The following is a 14,977-nucleotide window of genomic DNA, read 5'->3' on the forward strand; positions in this document are numbered from 1 at the left end:
CGCGCCGTGGCGCGCTGGCTGCGCCACCAGCTGCAGACACGGCATTGCTCAACCCGCAACGGCCGGCGCCTCGAGCTGGCCGCCACGGGAAATCCGCGGCGCAGGCGCGCGCCGCGCGCGCGCTGCTCGGCCTGGACCTGCCCGTGCAGCCGGTGCCCGCCGCATGGTGCTGAACCGCCCGCGCTTTGCGCCGCCGCAAGCCCGCCGCCCGCGATTTCCGGTAAAGTCGGAAAGACGTCGGGTTTCCCCACGAGGCAATGGCGATGAAACGCATCTTGATTCCCACTGACGGATCCCAGGCGTCTCTGCACGCGGTGCAAGCGCTGCTGCAGGCGCGCCGCTACGATCCTGTCTCGCAAGTGGACCTGCTCACGGTGCAGCCGCCGCTGCCCCGTCGGCCTGCTCGACCGCCCGCTGGCGCCCCGAAGAACTCGACGCGCTGTGCCGCGAAACCGGCGAGCACGCGCAGCGCGAAGCCGCCCGCCTGCTCGACGATGCGGGTCTGCCCTGCAACCGCCGGGTCGAGCTCGGACCGCCCGCCGAAACCATCGCGCGCGTGGCGGCCGAGACCGGCGCCAATGAAATCTACATGGGCTCGCGCGGGCTGGGCTCGCTGTCCTCCGTGCTGCTGGGCTCGGTCGCCGCCAAGGTGCTGCGCCTGACGGAACTACCCGTCACCCTGGCCAAGTAATGCGCAAGGAGCGGACATGCTGAAGATCCTGGTTCCCGTGGACGGCTCCGAATCCAGCCTGCGCGCCGTGCGCCACGCCTGCGCCCTGGCGGGCGGCGCGCCCGCCGCCCGCCTCTACCTGCTCAACCGTGCAGACCCCGCCGCGCGGACGCGCCGGCCTGTCGCGCATGATCACGCAGGAAATGATCGACGACTTCTACCGCCGCGAAGGCGAGGACGCGCTCAAGGATGCCCTCGCGCTGGCGCGCACGGCGCAAACGGCGCACACTGCCGAGGTGGCGCTCGGCAAGCCGGCGCAGGAAATCGTCGAACATGCGCGCCGCCACGGCTGCGAGCGCATCGTCATGGGCTCGCGCGGCAACGGCGCGCTGGCCGGCGTATTCCTGGGCTCGGTGGCCAACCAAGTGCTGCAGCTATCCGACCTGCCTGTCACCCTGCTTCGCTGAGCATCAGGCGCGGCGACCGCGCTTGCGCTGCGTCAAACGTCCGCCCCGCCCGCCGCGCGACAATGCCGGCAGCGGGCCTGTCCCGCATTCCGCACCTTTGGAGGCATGAACATGATGTTGAAGAAACTCGGCCTGGCCGCCCTGCTCGCCGCCGCCTGCTCGCCCGCGCTGGCCGCCGAATGCTCGGTGGACATCGCCGGCAACGACCAGATGCAGTTCGACAAGAAGGAAATCACCGTCAGCAAGCGCTGCAAGCAGTTCACGGTGAACCTCACGCATCCGGGCAAGCTGGCCAAGAACGTCATGGGCCATAACTGGGTGCTGACCCGCCAGGCGGACCTGCAGGGCGTGGCCACCGACGGCATGGCCGCCGGCCTGGACAACGACTACGTCAAGAAGGGAGATGCCCGCGTCATCGCCCACACCAAGGTCATCGGCGGCGGCGAATCGGATTCGGTCACGTTCGACGTCAGCAAGCTGGCCGCGGGCCAGGACTATGCCTATTTCTGCTCCTTCCCCGGACACTTCGCCGTGATGAAGGGCGTGCTCAAGCTGGCGGACTGATCCCGCCCGCGCTCCGCCGGGGCCGCGCCGCAGCCCTACAATGGCCGCTTCCGGAATCCCCGACAGGAGCAGGCATGAGCAACGAAAAAGTAGCAATCGTCACCGCCGGCGGCAGCGGCATGGGCGCGGCGGCGGCCCGCAAGCTCGCGGCCGACGGATACCGTGTGGCCATTCTGTCGTCTTCGGGCAAGGGCGAGGCCCTGGCCCGGTCGCTGGGCGGCCTGGGCGTCACCGGGTCCAACCGCTCGCCCGACGACCTGGCCCGGCTGGTCGACGCGACCCTGGCGCGATGGGGCCGCGTCGATGCCGTGGTCAACAGCGCCGGCCACGGCCCCAAGGGGCCGCTGCTGGAGATCAGCGACGACGACTGGCACCTGGGCATGGAGTTCTACCTGCTGAACGTGGTGCGCATCACGCGGCTGGTGGCGCCCGTCATGAAGCAGCAGCAATCCGGCTCCATCGTCAACATCTCCACCTACGCCACCTTCGAGCCGGAAGCGCTCTTTCCCACCTCGGGCGTATTCCGCGCCGGCCTGGCCGCCTTCGCCAAGGTGTTCGCCGACGAATACGCGCCGCACAACGTGCGCATGAACAACGTGCTGCCCGGTTTCATCGACAGCCTGCCCGAAAAAGAAGACCGCCGCTCGCGCATCCCCATGGGCCGCTACGGCAAGGCCGAGGAAGTCGCCGAGCTCATCGCCTTCCTGGCGTCGGATTCTTCCTCGTACATTACCGGCCAGAACATCCGCATCGACGGGGGCATCACGCGGTCGGTATAGCGGCGCGGCGACACGGCGCGGCTCGCGGGAACTACGACTTAAGTCGTAGTCTCTCGTCCTAACGGCGGTATTGAACCGCCGCGGCCTCTTGAGTACCTTAGCTTTTCGCGCCAGACGAGAGGTGTCCGCATGACCGCCGCGCCGCCGTCCGCGGCCGACGCGCAGGCCGCTTTCGCCCGGTATCCCAAGCCCACGGCCGGCCAGGCCTCGCGGTTCCTGGCCCAGGCCACGTTCGGCCCCGCGCCGGCCGACATCGAGGCGGTGATGCGCGACGGCTATGCCGCGTGGCTCGATGCGCAGCTCGAGATGCCGCCTTCGCAGACGCATTTCGACTGGCTCATCGCGCAAGGCAAGAACACCGAGGAGTTCAAGGGCAACGGCATCAACGCGCCGCTGGAATCCACACTGTGGCGCAAGTTCATCTCCGCGCCGGACCAGGTGCGCACGCGCGTGGCCTTTGCGCTGTCGGAGATTTTCGTGGTGGGCGTGTCTGCCATCACGGCGTCCTGGCCGCTGTTCGGCGCGGCCGGGTTCATGGACCTGCTGGCCGAGCACGCGCTGGGCGATTACCGCGAGCTGCTGACGGCGGTGTCGCGCAATCTGTCCATGGGCTGCATGCTGACGTACCGCGGCAACCGCAAGGAAGACCCGCGCACGGGCCGCCACCCCGACGAGAACTACGCGCGCGAAATCATGCAGTTATTCAGCATCGGGCTCGTGCTGCTCAACGACGACGGCACGGTCAGGCTGGTGGACGGCAAGCCGGTGGAAACCTACACCAATGCCGACGTGCAGGGCCTGGCCAAGGTGTTCACGGGCTGGGACCTGGACGGCCCCGAAACCGACGTCGGGTTCCACCGCCGCCCCATGGCGCTGAACAATGCCCTGCATTCGATGGCCGAGAAGCGTTTCCTGGGCGCGGTGATTCCGCCCGGCACCGACGGCCATCTGTCGCTGGCGCGCGCCATGGAGGTGATCAGCGGCCATCCGAACGTGGCGCCTTTCATCGGCACGCAGCTCATCCAGCGGCTGGTCACGAGCAACCCCAGCCCGGCTTACGTGGCGCGCGTGTCGACGGTGTTCAACGACGACGGCAGCGGGCGGCGGGGCAATCTGAAGGCCGTGGTGCGGGCCATTCTGCTGGACCGCGAGGCGCGCTTCCCCGACCTGGATTCTCCCGCCTGGGGCAAGGTGCGCGAGCCCATCGTGCGCTTCGCGGCCTGGGCCCGCGCTTTCGGCGCCACGTCGGTGAACGGCGCCTGGGCCATGCCCGACACCACCGACAACACCATCCGGCTGGCGCAGAGCCCCATGCGCTCGCCCAGCGTGTTCAATTTTTTCCGGCCTCGCTATACGCCGCCGGTCACCGAGCTGGCCCGGCGCCACCTGGTCGCGCCCGAGCTGCAGATCACCGACGAAACCAGCGTGGCGGGATATCTCAACTTTCTTTCCATCTATGTGGACCGGGGCTGGGAAGACCTGCAGACTTCGTATGCGGCGGAGATGGCGCTGGCGGGCGATGCCCGGGCGCTGGTGGACCGCATCGTGCTGCTGCTGGCGGGCGCCGGCCTTCAGCGCGCAGACCGCGGCGGCCATCGCCGCGGCGGTGGAGAAGATTCCGGCCGGCCGCCGCGCGACCGGGTGGCGCGCGGCCTCATGCTGGTGGCTGCCACGCCCCGAATACCTGGTGCAGAAATGAACCGGCCCGACTCGCCCGACCGCCGCCGCTTCCTGCGCCGCGCCTGCGCCCTGGGCGCGGCGGGCGGCGCGCTGCCCATGGCCGTCAACCTGGCGGCGCTGGGCGCGGCGGCGGCGCAGTCCGCGCCCGCGCAATCCTACAAAGCGCTGGTCTGCGTCTTTCTGTATGGCGGCAACGACCCCTACAACACGCTGGTGCCCTGCACGATGCCGCCTATCGCGCCTACGCCAGGGCGCGCACCGACATCGCGCTGCCCCGCCAGGCGCTGGCGGGCACCGCGTTGACGCCGGAAGGGTCCGGTGGTCCGGGCATGCAATTCGCGCTGGCGCCCGCGCTGGCGCCGCTCAAGCCCTGGTTCGAGCGCGGCCGCATGGCGGTGCTGCTCAACGTGGGCCCGCTGGTGGTGCCCACCACCAAGGCCGAGTACATCGGCGCGCGCGTGCCGCTGCCGCCCAAGCTGTTCTCGCACAACGATCAGCAATCGTACTGGCAGGCGCTGGCCCCGGAAGGCGCGGCGTCGGGCTGGGCGGGCCGGCTCACCGATCTCTTCGCCGGCGCCAACGCGCAGCGCAGCTTCACCGGCATTACGGCGGGCGGCTCCACGGTGCTGCTGGCGGGCCGTCAGGTGGCGGGATACCGGGTAGGCGTGCAAGGCTCGACGCGCATTGAGCTGCTGCAGCGCGATATGTACGGGTCCAGCGACTGCACCGCGCTGCTGCGCCGGCTCATTACCCAGCCGCGCGAGCACCTGATGGAGCGCGAGCTTTCGCGCATCGCGGCGCAGTCCATCGACGCCGATACGCGCCTGCGCGCGGCGCTGGCCGGTGTGGCGGTGCCGGGCGACTTCTCCACGCCGCTGGCGCAGCAGCTGCAGATCGTCGCCCGCATCATCGCGGCGCGCGAGGCGCTGGGTGCGCGCCGCCAGGTGTTCTTCGTGTCGCAGAACGGCTACGACAACCATACCGGCCTGCGCGACACCCACCCCGCCCTGCTCGGGGAACTGGGCCAGGCGCTGTCGGCCTTCCAGCAGGCCATGGAAAGCCTGGGCGTGGCCGGCCAGGTCACCACCTTCACCGCCTCGGAGTTCGGCCGCACGCTGGGGTCCAACGGCAACGGCTCGGACCACGGCTGGGGCGCCCACCATTTCGTGCTGGGCGGCGCCGTCAAGGGCGGCCGCTACTACGGCACGCATCCCGATATCGCCGTGGACGGGCCCGGCTTCGTCGACAACGGCCGCCTGCTGCCCACCATGGCGGTGGATCAGTTCGGCGCGGCGCTGGGCCGCTGGTTCGGGGCGGAAGAAGACGAGCTTGGGCTCGTGTTCCCCAATCTGCGCCATTTCGACGCCCGGGCCGTCGCGCTGTTCTGACCGCGCCCCCGCTCCTCAGTTTGCCGCCAGGCGCGAGCGCGAGGCGAGCTGTCGCCAGCGCTGCACTTCGCTCTGCACGAAGGCGCCCAGCTCCGCCGGCGACGAGCGGCGGACCTCCGCGCCCTGCTCGCCGATCTTGGCGCTCACTTGCGGATCGGCCAGGGCCTGGTTGAGCGCGGCGTTGAGCTTTTCCACCACGGCGGGGTCCGTCTTCGCGGGCGCGAAAATGGCGTACCACTGCGGCACTTCCACGCCGGGCACGCCGCCTCGGCCAGCGTGGGCAGGTCGGCAGCACGGCGCTGCGGTCGTGGCCGGCCACCGCGAGCGCGCGGATGCGGCCCGACTTCAGGTGCGGATAGGCGCTGAACAGGCTCGGGAACATCACTTGCGTGGTGCCGGCCAGCGTATCCGTCATGGCGGGCGCCGAGCCCTTGTAGGGCACGTCGAGCATGGTGGCGCCGATGGCCTGGTTGAAGAGCTCGCCCGCCACGGCGGGCGCGGTGCCGGGGCCGGCCGAGGCAAAGCTCAGGTCGTTGGGGTGTTCATGCGCGTAGCGCACCAGGCCCGCCACGTCCTTCACGTCGAGCGTGGAAGACACCACCAGCAGCGTGGGCGAGCTGGCCACCATGCCGATGGGCGCGAAGTCCTTGACCGGATCGTAATTGAGCTTCTGCAAGGCGGGATTGATGCCGTGCGTGCCGATATAGCCCAGCATCAGCGTGTAGCCGTCGGGCTCGGCGCGGGCCACGTAGTCGGACGCGATGGCGCCCTGCGCGCCGGGCTTGTTGACCACGATGACGGTCTGGCCCAGCAGCTCGCCCATTTTCTGGCCCACCACGCGAGCCAGCGCATCGTTGCCGCCGCCAGGGGCGGTGGGAAGACCAGCGTCACCGGGTGATCGGGGTAGGCGGCCTGCGCGGGCGCCTGCCCGAGGGCGAAGGCGAGCGCGGCGGCGCAGGCAAGTCGGAACAAGGCGGGTTTCATGATGCGTCTCCTGAATGAAAAATGGTCTCTGCCGGACCTGGAAAACAAGGCGCCGCGGCGGGCGCCCGGCGAAATGCGTATCGGGGGCGTGTTCAGGCGTGTTGGGGCGGGGCCGGCTCCGGCCAGGCGGCCGCNCGCGCCGCCCGCCAGGGCGCAGGCGTGGCGCACGGCGCGCAGGCTGGATTCGGAGCCGTCCACGGGAACCAGGATCTTCAGCATGTCCGCTCCTTGCGCATTACTTGGCCAGGGTGACGGGTAGTTCCGTCAGGCGCAGCACCTTGGCGGCGACCGAGCCCAGCAGCACGGAGGACAGCGAGCCCAGCCCGCGCGAGCCCATGTAGATTTCATTGGCGCCGGTCTCGGCCGCCACGCGCGCGATGGTTTCGGCGGGCGGTCCGAGCTCGACCCGGCGGTTGCAGGGCAGACCCGCATCGTCGAGCAGGCGGGCGGCTTCGCGCTGCGCGTGCTCGCCGGTTTCGCGGCACAGCGCGTCGAGTTCTTCGGGCGCCAGCGGGCGGTCGAGCAGGCCGACGGGCAGCGGCGGCTGCACCGTGAGCAGGTCCACTTGCGAGACAGGATCGTAGCGGCGCGCCTGCAGCAGCGCTTGCACCGCGTGCAGAGACGCCTGGGATCCGTCAGTGGGAATCAAGATGCGTTTCATCGCCATTGCCTCGTGGGGAAACCCGACGTCTTTCCGACTTTACCGGAAATCGCGGGCGGCGGGCTTGCGGCGGCGCAAAGCGCGGGCGGTTCAGCACCATGCGGCGGGCACCGGCTGCACGGGCAGGTCCAGGCCGAGCAGCGCGCGCGCGGCGCGCGCCAGCGCCCGCGGATTTCCCGTGGCGGCCAGCTCGAGGCGGCCGGCCGTTGCGGGGTTGAGCAAATGCCGTGTCTGCAGCTGGTGGCGCAGCCAGCGCGCCACGGGCGCGCCGGTGTCGAGCAGCGTTACGCCGGGCCGGCGGCCGCCTGGATGGCGGCGCGCAGGAAGGGAAATGCGTGCAGCCCAGCACCAGCACGTCGGCGCCCGCGGCGAGCAGTTCCTGCACCGGCTGGCGCACGGGCCGCGTCGCCCGCGGCGCCCTCCAGCTCGCCCTGTTCCACCAGCCGCACCCATTGCGGGCAGGGTTTCAGGAGGATGCGGACCTCGGGCGCCTCGCGTTGCGCCAGCGCGGCAAAGCGCGGGCTGGCCAGGGTGCCGGTGGTGGCGAACACGCCGATCACGCCGCTCGCGGTGAGGTGGGCGGCGGGCTTGATGGCCGGCTCCACGCCGATGATGATGCGTCCGGGATGGAGGGCGCGCAGTTCGCCGATGGCGGCGGCGGTGGCGGTGTTGCAGGCCACGACGATAGCTTTGGCGCGCAGGCGGACGAAGCGGTCCGCGATGGCGCGGGCCCGGGCGGCGACGGCCGCCGGGGATTTTTCGCCGTAGGGGACATGGGCCGAGTCGGCCACGTAGAGCAGGTCTTCGCCGGGCAGGGTCGTCGCGGATGGCGCGCAGCACGCTCAAGCCGCCGACGCCGGAGTCGTAGACCCCGATGGGGTGTAGGGGCAGGCATGGGAACAACGGAATGGCTCGGGGCGTGCCGACACGCCCTAGTAGGCGGCAAGTGTAGCGCCGCCGGCGGCTTGCAGCGTGGCGGCGTGCCGCCGCACTTCCGCGATGAGGCGCGCACCGCGCCCGAGGGGGCGGCGTCGCGCCAGATCAGGTTGAGCGGGGCGCGCAGCGAGGCCGGCTCGCTGACCGGCACGTAGGCCACGCCTTCGATGTTGACGCGGCGCAGCGAGGCGGGCACCAGCGACACGCCCAGGCCGGCCGCCACCAGGCTCAGCGTGGACAGGATGCGCGGCGGCTCCTGCGCCACGCGCGGGCTGAAGCCGGCCGCCCCGCAGGCGGAAATGATGGCGTCGTACAGGCCCGGCCCGCTGTGGCGCCGGTACAGGATGAGGGATTCCCCCGCCAGCCTCGGCCAGGGCGATATGCCGGCGCGCGCCGCCCTGCAGCGCCGCATGCCCGGCTGGAAACGCCGCCAGCATGGTTTCCTCCAGCACCGGTTCGGCCACGATGCCGTGGCCGGGGCCGTAGTCGCCCCGCACGAAAGCCGCGTCCACGCGGCCCTGGGCCACGGCGTCCATCAGCTCGCCGGTACTGCTTTCCTCCAGTTCCAGGCGGACATCGGGCGTGCTTTCGCGGAAGCGCCGGATGAGCGAGGGCACGAACGGATGGAAGGCGGCCGAGCCGGTGAAGCCCACGGTGAGGCGGCCGGTTTCGCCGCGCGACACGCGCCGCACGCCTTCGACCGCCTGGTCCACCAGGCTCACGATCTGGCGGGCGTCTTCCAGCAGGGCGCGGCCGCCTTCGGTGAGTTCCATGCCCCGGGGCAGGCGATGAAAGAGCGCCACGCCCAGCTCGGCCTCCAGCACGCGGATCTGCTGGCTGAGCGGCGGCTGGCGGATGCCCAGGCGCTCGGCCGCCTTGGTGAGATGGCCTTCCTCGGCCACGGCCAGGAAGTAGCGCAGCAGGCGCAGGTCCACGGATGCCATATCGGTTGAATATGAGTAATTACGTTGTCATATATTAGACATTATCCAATGTCAGGAGTAGGCTGCGAGTCTCGTTCTTTCCGGCCATCCGTCCGGACCCACCGACCGGCCCCGCGCCGGCATGAAGCATGAAAAGCGCAGCATTCCCCGTCGAGGCCGACCTGCGGCCGCCGCCCACTTGCGGGCAACTCTTCTCCGGTTTCCTGATGCTCGGCCTGACCGCCTTCGGCGGCGCGCTGCCCCTGGCGCGCCGCATGGTGGTCGAGAAGCACCGCTGGCTGAGCGGCCCGGAGTTCACCGATCTGCTGGGGCTGTGCCAGTTCCTGCCCGGCGGCAACATCATCAACCTGTCGGTGGCGCTGGGCATGAAATTCCGCGGCCCGCGCGGCGCGCTGGCGGCGCTGCTGGGGCTGATCCTGGCGCCCTCGGCCATCGTGGTCATGCTGGGCATGGTGTACGACCGCTTCCAGAACGATCCGCACGTGCAGCACTTGTTCGCGGGTCTGGCCGCGGCCGCGGCCGGCCTGCTGATTTCCATGGCCGTGAAGATCGGGCTGCCCGTGCTGCAGCGCCGCGACTGGTTGTCGGGCGTGGTCGCGCTGGCCTGTTTCGTGGCGATCGCCGTGCTGCGCGTCCCGCTGCTGCCCACCATGGCGGTGCTCACGCCGCTGAGCATTCTGCTGGTCTGGAGGCGCCGTCAATGATCCAGACGCTCATCGCGCTCGCGCTGATCTTTTCCCAGCTCTCGGTGCTGGCCTTCGGCGGCGGCAACACCATCCTGCCCGAAATGCAGCGCCAGGTGGTCGAGGTGCACGGCTGGATGAGCGCGGCGGATTTCTCCGCGCTGTTCGCGCTGGGACAGGCCGCGCCCGGCCCCAACCTGATGGTGGTCACGCTGGTGGGCTGGCACGTGGCCGGGTGGGCCGGCATGCTCGTCACCACCATCGCCAAGTTCGGCCCTTCGTCGCTCATCACCATCGCGGCCCTGGGCCTGTGGGAGCGGTTCAAGGACCGCCCCTGGCGCGGCGTGATCCAGGCCGGCATCTTCCCCATGACCGTGGGGCTGGTGGCGGCCAGCGCCGCGCTCATCACCGAGGCGTCGGCGCACACCTGGCTGCTGGGCGCCATCACGGCGGCCGTGGCGGCCCTGGGCAGCTTCACGCGCATCCATCCCTTGTGGCTGCTGTTTGCAGGCAGTATGGTCGGGTTGTTCGGCATCGCCTGATCCCGGGCGGTCGCCACAGGAGCCCGATGATGTCCTCGCAGGCCAAGCCGTCCGAAACCGGCCCGGATGCGCCCCCTCCCGATATTCCCAGTCTGCCGTTCTGGCACGCGCACCGCCGCCTGGTGGTGTGCGCGCTGCTGTTCGCCGCGGCGGCGGGCGGCCTGGCGGCCTATGGCGTATCGGTCGGCCTGGCCTTGCTGACGGGGTTCGACGCGGCGGCCCTGGTGTTCCTGGTGGTCACCGTGCGGGCGTTCGGGCGCACCAGCGTGCCCCAGATGCGCGTGCGGGCGCAGCAGCAGGACGTGGCCGGCGCCGGCGTGCTCTGGAGCAGCGTGGCGCTTTCCTGCATGGTGATGATGGCGCTGTGGGTGGAGCTGCGCGCCGAAGGCGACGCGCCGGGCGTGCTGGCCATCGTCGCCGCCGCGTCCACCATCGTGCTGTCCTGGCTCTACATGAACATGATCTTCGCCCTGCATTACGCGCACGGCTACTACAGTCACCGCAACGCCATGCACAACGGACTGGACTTTCCCGGCACCCAGGAGCCCGACTACTGGGACTTCGCGTACTTCGCGCTGGTGCTGGGCATGACGTTCCAGGTGTCGGACGTGCAGATCGTGAACCGGCGCCTGCGGCGCACCGTGCTCATCCACAGCGTGATCGCGTTTTTCTTCAACGTGTTCATCATCGCCATCAGCGTCAACGTGGCGGCGGCCGCGCGTAGGCGGCCGAGCCGGCCGTCAGGCCGCCGCCAGGCGCCAGAGCGAGGTCGTCTCGCGCGAGCGCGCCGCGTGCAGCGGATCGCCGGCGTCGCGGGCCCGGCCGTGCACGGGGCGCGTGTCGAGGCGGCCCGCCACGCGCAGGCCGGCGCCGTCGATCATCTCGAGCAGTTCCGCGCGGCTGCGCAATTCCAGGTGCTCGGCCAGGTCGGAAAGAATCAGCCAGCCTTCGCCGCCCGGCGCCAGATGGGATGCCAGGCCCTGGAGAAACCCGCTCAGCATGCGGCTGTCTGCAAGCGGTCTGGCTTGCCAGTACCCAGGTGCCACTGGACGACAGCATTGCGCCCATGCTGGATCTCGACCAGCCCGGTAAACCACTGAAACAGCCCTTGCACGAAGCACTGCGGGCGCAGGCTGTCCAGCAGCGTGCCTTGGCCAGTGCCGGACGGGTCATCGACCAGCTTGAGGGCGAGCTTGAAGGCAGCGCCTGGTTCACTCCTGACTATGTGCGCCAGGTCATCGACAACGCGGCGCAAGCGTTCTCTGGGGCGTTGGAGCGCTGGCGCGTGCTGTTCGATGCCACCCGCCAACAGATGGATATGGCTGATCGCATCGTCAAGAGCCATACCGCCTCGCACACGGAACGCCAAAATGCCCAGCGCCGCTACGGCGACGCCGCGCGCCAGTACGCCGTATTGCTCAAGTCCGGCAACGGCCAGAACAATGATTTCTATACCTATCGCTACTTGGCCAGCCAAGGCTTCCTGCCAGGCTACAACTTCCCGCGCCTACCGTTGATGGCCTGGATTCCCGCCCGTGGCGGCCAGGCCGTCAATGGCAAGGATGACGAAGGCAGCATGGTCAGCCGGCCGCGCTTCCTGGCCCTGTCCGAATTCGGTCCCCGCAGCCTCATTTATCACCAGGGCCGCATGTACCGCGTGGTGCGTGCCAAACTCAACGTAGGCAATACAGACCACATTTCCGGCAACAGCCAGTTGGCCACCATTGCCTCGTTGGTGTGCAGCCAATGCGGCTACGGCCATCTCGGAGAGCCGGGCGGCGAACAGCCGCTGGTCAATCGCTGCGAGAACTGCGACGCCTTGCTCACCGAGCACGATTGGGTGCGCGAGCTCTACCGCATCGAAACCGTGGAGACCGTGGCCACCGAGCGCATCTCCATCAACGACGAGGAGCGCCAGCGTCAGGGCTTCGAGCTGCAAACCACCTACCGCTTTCTACCCGGCCCCGATGGCCGTATCCAGCGGCAGAAGGCCACGATCCAACAAGGTGAGGACGTGCTAGGCGAGCTCACCTACGCGCCCGCTGCGCAAATCTGGCGCATCAATCGCGGCTGGCGCAGGCGCAAAGACAAGGAGCAACTGGGCTTCTACATCAACCCCATCACGGGCACCTGGAGCAAGCAGGACGCACCGGATGCGGAAGACGACCAGGGCGGCGACGATGCTTTGCTGGAGAAGGTGCCCAACCAGCGCATCGTTCCTTTTGTGGAAGATCATCGCAATCTGCTGATCTTCGCTCCCGTACATGCCCTGTCGCTGGAGGCCATGGCCACTTTGCAGGCCGCGCTCAAGCGCGGCATCGAAATGACTTTCCAGATCGAGGAATCCGAACTGGTGGTCGAGCCACTGCCGAAGTCCGATGAGCGCCGCGCCTTGCTGTTCTACGAAGCGGCGGAAGGCGGTGCGGGTGTGCTCACTCGCCTGGCAAACAATCGCGACGACCTTGCACTCGTAGCCAGCAATGCCCTGCAACTGATTCACTATCGCAAACCGCAGAGCGGCATTTGGACGCTGGACGATTTGCCGTCGCTGGAACAGACCGATGCACTTTGCAATCATCAGTGCGAAGCCGGCTGCTATCAGTGCCTGCTGTCGTACTTCAACCAGCCGGATCACGAACACATCAACCGCCGCAATGCGGATGCGCTCAAGCTGCTGGTCGCGCTGGCCAATGCTCAGGTACAGCCTGTGGAATGCAGCGCGGCCCCCGTTGCAGCGGCGATCTTGGCAGACGAGCCACTCGACGCCTGGCTGTCCGCGCTCAGCCAGGCAGGGGCCGTGCAACCTGATGCGGTCAACGTGTCCGTCAACAATGGCGTAGCCACTGCGGCGGCCCAGTACAAGGCATCTCGTGCTTTGGTGTTTCTGTCCGCTGTGGATGATCAGACCACCAGCGTACTGCAGGACAAAGGCTGGCAGGTGCTCGATTTCTCGGACGCTTCACGCTGGCCACAACAATTCGCCGCGCACGCCGATGTGTTCGGTTCCAAGGAATAAAGGCGCATGACGATCCTCGAACACGACTTTCTACCCGGCAACCTGGTGCGCGCCCGAGGCCGCGAATGGGTGGTGCAGAGCGACTCCCGCCGCGACTGGCTGCGCCTGCGCCCATTGAGCGGCGCCGATGACGAAAGCATCGCCCTGATCCCCGAGTTGGAACTGCATCCCGTCGAACCTGCCACCTTCGACTGGCCCGATCCTGCACGCGCCGGCAACCATGCCGCCGCGCTGTTGCTACGCGATGCCTTGCGCCTGACCCTGCGCGCAGGCGCCGGCCCATTCCGCTCCTTTGGCAATATCGCGGTGGAGCCTCGCGGCTACCAACTTGTGCCGTTGCTGATGGCACTGCGCCTGTCCACTGTGCGCCTGCTGATCGCTGATGACGTTGGCATCGGCAAGACCATCGAAGCCGGCCTGATCGCACGAGAGCTCATGGACCGTGGCGAAATCGCCCGCCTGGCCATTCTTTGCCCGCCACACCTTGTCGAGCAGTGGCAAAATGAGTTGGAAACCCGCTTCAACCTTCAGGCCGTGGCGTTGACTTCGTCTTCGGCCTCCCGCATCGAACGTGATCTTCCGCATGGAGTGCGCCTGTTCGACCATCATCCCGTGGTGGTCGTCAGCCTGGACTACATCAAGAGCGAACGCCACCGCGAACAGTTTCTCGCTACCGCCCCCGAATGCATCATCGTTGACGAGGCCCACACCTGCGCCAGCAGCGGCGCAGGCAAGCAATTGCGCTTCGAGTTGCTGCAACGCCTTGCCCGTGACGCGCAGCGACACCTGATTCTGCTGACCGCCACCCCTCACTCTGGTGACGAAACCGCCTTCTACAACTTGCTGTCGCTGCTCGATCCGCGCTTTGCGGCCTTGCAAGGCCGAGTGACGGCCTCCGACCCGCTGCGTCAGGAATTGGCACGCCACTTCGTCCAGCGCCGTCGCAAGGACATCGTTGAATGGCAGGCCGAGACCCATGACGGACGAGGTTTTCCCCGCCGCATGAAAACCGAGCTTACCTATCAACTCAGCGGCGAATGGGGCGCGTTCTTCGACGCCGTGCAGGATTACTGCCGCGAACTGGCTGAAACCGTTGAGCAGCAAGAACAGCAAGGCGGCGCCAGCACCGTCCTGCCACTGAGCGGGCGGCGCGGTTGACCGCGTGCAGGCCGATCGACAGCGGCTCGGCGCAGGCGATCTCGCCCAGCGAAATGTCTTCGGGCACCGGCGTGAGCTGGCGCGCGTTCATGACGAAGCGTTCGCGGAACAGGCCCTGCACGTGCGGGTACACGCTGGCGCTGCCCAGGAAGCGCATGTGGCGGCACAGGTTGAAACGGCCTTCGCGGCAGTAATCGCAGGCGCCGCAAGGGTGCGAGGGGTTGATCGCGACTTTCATGCCCGGCTCCAGGCCGTGCACGCCGCTGCCGGCGCGCAGCACCACGCCCGAGGCCTCGTGCCCCGGGATGAGCGGTTCGCGGATCACGAAAGCGCCCACCCGTCCATGCTGGAAATAGTGCAGGTCCGATCCGCAGATGCCCGCCGCCCCCAGCCGCAGCTCCACGTCCTGCGGCGCCAACGGCGCCGGTTCCTCGGACGCCAGGCGCAGATCCCGCGCCCCGTGGATGCGGCAGACCAGGCCGCCGCCCTGGCGCTCTACCGCAAG

General features: G+C 68.8%; 15 protein-coding genes and 7 pseudogenes. 12 read left to right on the top strand and 10 right to left on the bottom strand.

The genetic code is table 11. The annotated features are described in order from the left end of the window. The first annotated feature begins 439 nt into the window (after positions 1–439). The 7 genes and pseudogenes from AD428_RS28245 (at position 440) to AD428_RS18630 (ending at position 5,548) form a co-directional block, all read left to right on the top strand. Positions 440–691, top strand: coding sequence for a universal stress protein (locus tag AD428_RS28245; RefSeq protein WP_235490937.1), 252 nt, complete (start codon positions 440–442; stop codon positions 689–691). Between the two features lie 16 nt (positions 692–707). Continuing rightward, a pseudogene (locus tag AD428_RS28975) lies at positions 708–815 on the top strand (universal stress protein); the annotation flags it as partial. A gap of 43 nt (positions 816–858) precedes the next feature. Continuing rightward, positions 859–1,137: a universal stress protein gene (locus AD428_RS28250; protein WP_235490896.1), complete on the top strand. Its 279-nt coding sequence runs from the start codon at positions 859–861 to the stop codon at positions 1,135–1,137. Positions 1,138–1,251: 114 nt separating this feature from the next. Next, the gene (azu, locus tag AD428_RS18615; protein WP_053246184.1) at positions 1,252–1,701 is read left to right on the top strand and encodes an azurin; all 450 of its coding nucleotides are present in this window, start codon (positions 1,252–1,254) and stop codon (positions 1,699–1,701) included. A gap of 74 nt (positions 1,702–1,775) precedes the next feature. Further along, the gene (locus AD428_RS18620) at positions 1,776–2,480 is read left to right on the top strand and encodes an SDR family oxidoreductase (RefSeq protein WP_053246180.1); all 705 of its coding nucleotides are present in this window, start codon (positions 1,776–1,778) and stop codon (positions 2,478–2,480) included. 129 nt (positions 2,481–2,609) lie between these two features. Next, complete coding sequence (locus AD428_RS18625) at positions 2,610–4,463, top strand: DUF1800 domain-containing protein (protein ID WP_369798787.1); 1,854 nt, start codon at positions 2,610–2,612, stop codon at positions 4,461–4,463. 26 nt (positions 4,464–4,489) lie between these two features. Beyond that, positions 4,490–5,548, top strand: coding sequence for a DUF1501 domain-containing protein (locus AD428_RS18630; RefSeq protein ID WP_369798789.1), 1,059 nt, complete (start codon positions 4,490–4,492; stop codon positions 5,546–5,548). Positions 5,549–5,563: 15 nt separating this feature from the next. Here AD428_RS18630 and AD428_RS28980 read toward each other — a convergent pair whose 3' ends face one another. From AD428_RS28980 to AD428_RS28270, 8 genes and pseudogenes are all read right to left on the bottom strand, one after another. After that, positions 5,564–5,809 carry a tripartite tricarboxylate transporter substrate-binding protein gene (locus AD428_RS28980; protein ID WP_255352278.1) on the bottom strand — a complete coding sequence of 82 codons (246 nt, stop codon included), beginning with the start codon at positions 5,807–5,809 and terminating at the stop codon, positions 5,564–5,566. A 76-nt stretch (positions 5,810–5,885) separates the two neighbouring features. Beyond that, positions 5,886–6,371 (bottom strand): annotated as a pseudogene (locus AD428_RS28985) (Bug family tripartite tricarboxylate transporter substrate binding protein); the annotation flags it as partial. Beyond that, the gene (locus AD428_RS28255) at positions 6,263–6,532 is read right to left on the bottom strand and encodes a hypothetical protein (RefSeq protein ID WP_235490939.1); all 270 of its coding nucleotides are present in this window, start codon (positions 6,530–6,532) and stop codon (positions 6,263–6,265) included. The gene AD428_RS28255 and the pseudogene AD428_RS28985, both read right to left, overlap by 109 nt. Positions 6,533–6,767: 235 nt before the next feature. Further along, on the bottom strand, positions 6,768–7,193 hold the full coding sequence (locus AD428_RS18640) for a universal stress protein (protein ID WP_053246181.1): 426 nt from the start codon (positions 7,191–7,193) through the stop codon (positions 6,768–6,770). A gap of 90 nt (positions 7,194–7,283) precedes the next feature. Continuing rightward, complete coding sequence (locus AD428_RS28260; RefSeq protein ID WP_235490900.1) at positions 7,284–7,454, bottom strand: hypothetical protein; 171 nt, start codon at positions 7,452–7,454, stop codon at positions 7,284–7,286. Positions 7,455–7,477: 23 nt separating this feature from the next. Then, positions 7,478–7,984, bottom strand: coding sequence for a glutamate racemase (locus tag AD428_RS18645; protein ID WP_235490918.1), 507 nt, complete (start codon positions 7,982–7,984; stop codon positions 7,478–7,480). Positions 7,985–8,256: 272 nt separating this feature from the next. Continuing rightward, positions 8,257–8,541, bottom strand: a pseudogene (locus AD428_RS28265) (LysR substrate-binding domain-containing protein); the annotation flags it as partial. Positions 8,542–8,575: 34 nt separating this feature from the next. Then, positions 8,576–9,073, bottom strand: a pseudogene (locus tag AD428_RS28270) (LysR family transcriptional regulator); the annotation flags it as partial. Positions 9,074–9,201: 128 nt separating this feature from the next. Here AD428_RS28270 and AD428_RS18655 point away from each other — a divergent pair. From AD428_RS18655 to AD428_RS18665, 3 genes and pseudogenes are all read left to right on the top strand, one after another. Beyond that, positions 9,202–9,777, top strand: a complete 576-nt coding sequence (locus AD428_RS18655; protein WP_053246182.1) for a chromate transporter — start codon at positions 9,202–9,204, stop codon at positions 9,775–9,777. After that, positions 9,774–10,298, top strand: a complete 525-nt coding sequence (locus tag AD428_RS18660) for a chromate transporter (RefSeq protein ID WP_053246183.1) — start codon at positions 9,774–9,776, stop codon at positions 10,296–10,298. The genes AD428_RS18655 and AD428_RS18660 overlap by 4 nt, the downstream gene beginning before the upstream one ends. 29 nt (positions 10,299–10,327) lie before the next feature. Continuing rightward, a pseudogene (locus tag AD428_RS18665) lies at positions 10,328–10,981 on the top strand (DUF1345 domain-containing protein); the annotation flags it as partial. A 57-nt stretch (positions 10,982–11,038) separates the two neighbouring features. On the opposite strand, the pseudogene AD428_RS28275 reads toward AD428_RS18665, so the two are convergent. Then, positions 11,039–11,308: pseudogene (locus AD428_RS28275) on the bottom strand (methyltransferase); the annotation flags it as partial. A gap of 56 nt (positions 11,309–11,364) precedes the next feature. Between AD428_RS28275 and AD428_RS18670 the strand changes: the two are divergent. Together AD428_RS18670 and AD428_RS18675 are read left to right on the top strand one after the other, a co-directional pair. After that, positions 11,365–13,314 (top strand): DUF1998 domain-containing protein, encoded by a 1,950-nt coding sequence (locus AD428_RS18670; protein WP_235490921.1) that lies wholly within the window; start codon positions 11,365–11,367, stop codon positions 13,312–13,314. A gap of 6 nt (positions 13,315–13,320) precedes the next feature. Next, the gene (locus AD428_RS18675; protein WP_235490935.1) at positions 13,321–14,472 is read left to right on the top strand and encodes a DEAD/DEAH box helicase; all 1,152 of its coding nucleotides are present in this window, start codon (positions 13,321–13,323) and stop codon (positions 14,470–14,472) included. Positions 14,473–14,590: 118 nt separating this feature from the next. Here AD428_RS18675 and AD428_RS28280 read toward each other — a convergent pair. After that, positions 14,591–14,875: pseudogene (locus tag AD428_RS28280) on the bottom strand (alcohol dehydrogenase catalytic domain-containing protein); the annotation flags it as partial. Between the last annotated feature and the right edge of the window lie 102 nt (positions 14,876–14,977).

This window comes from Achromobacter sp. DMS1 (genome assembly GCF_001270295.1).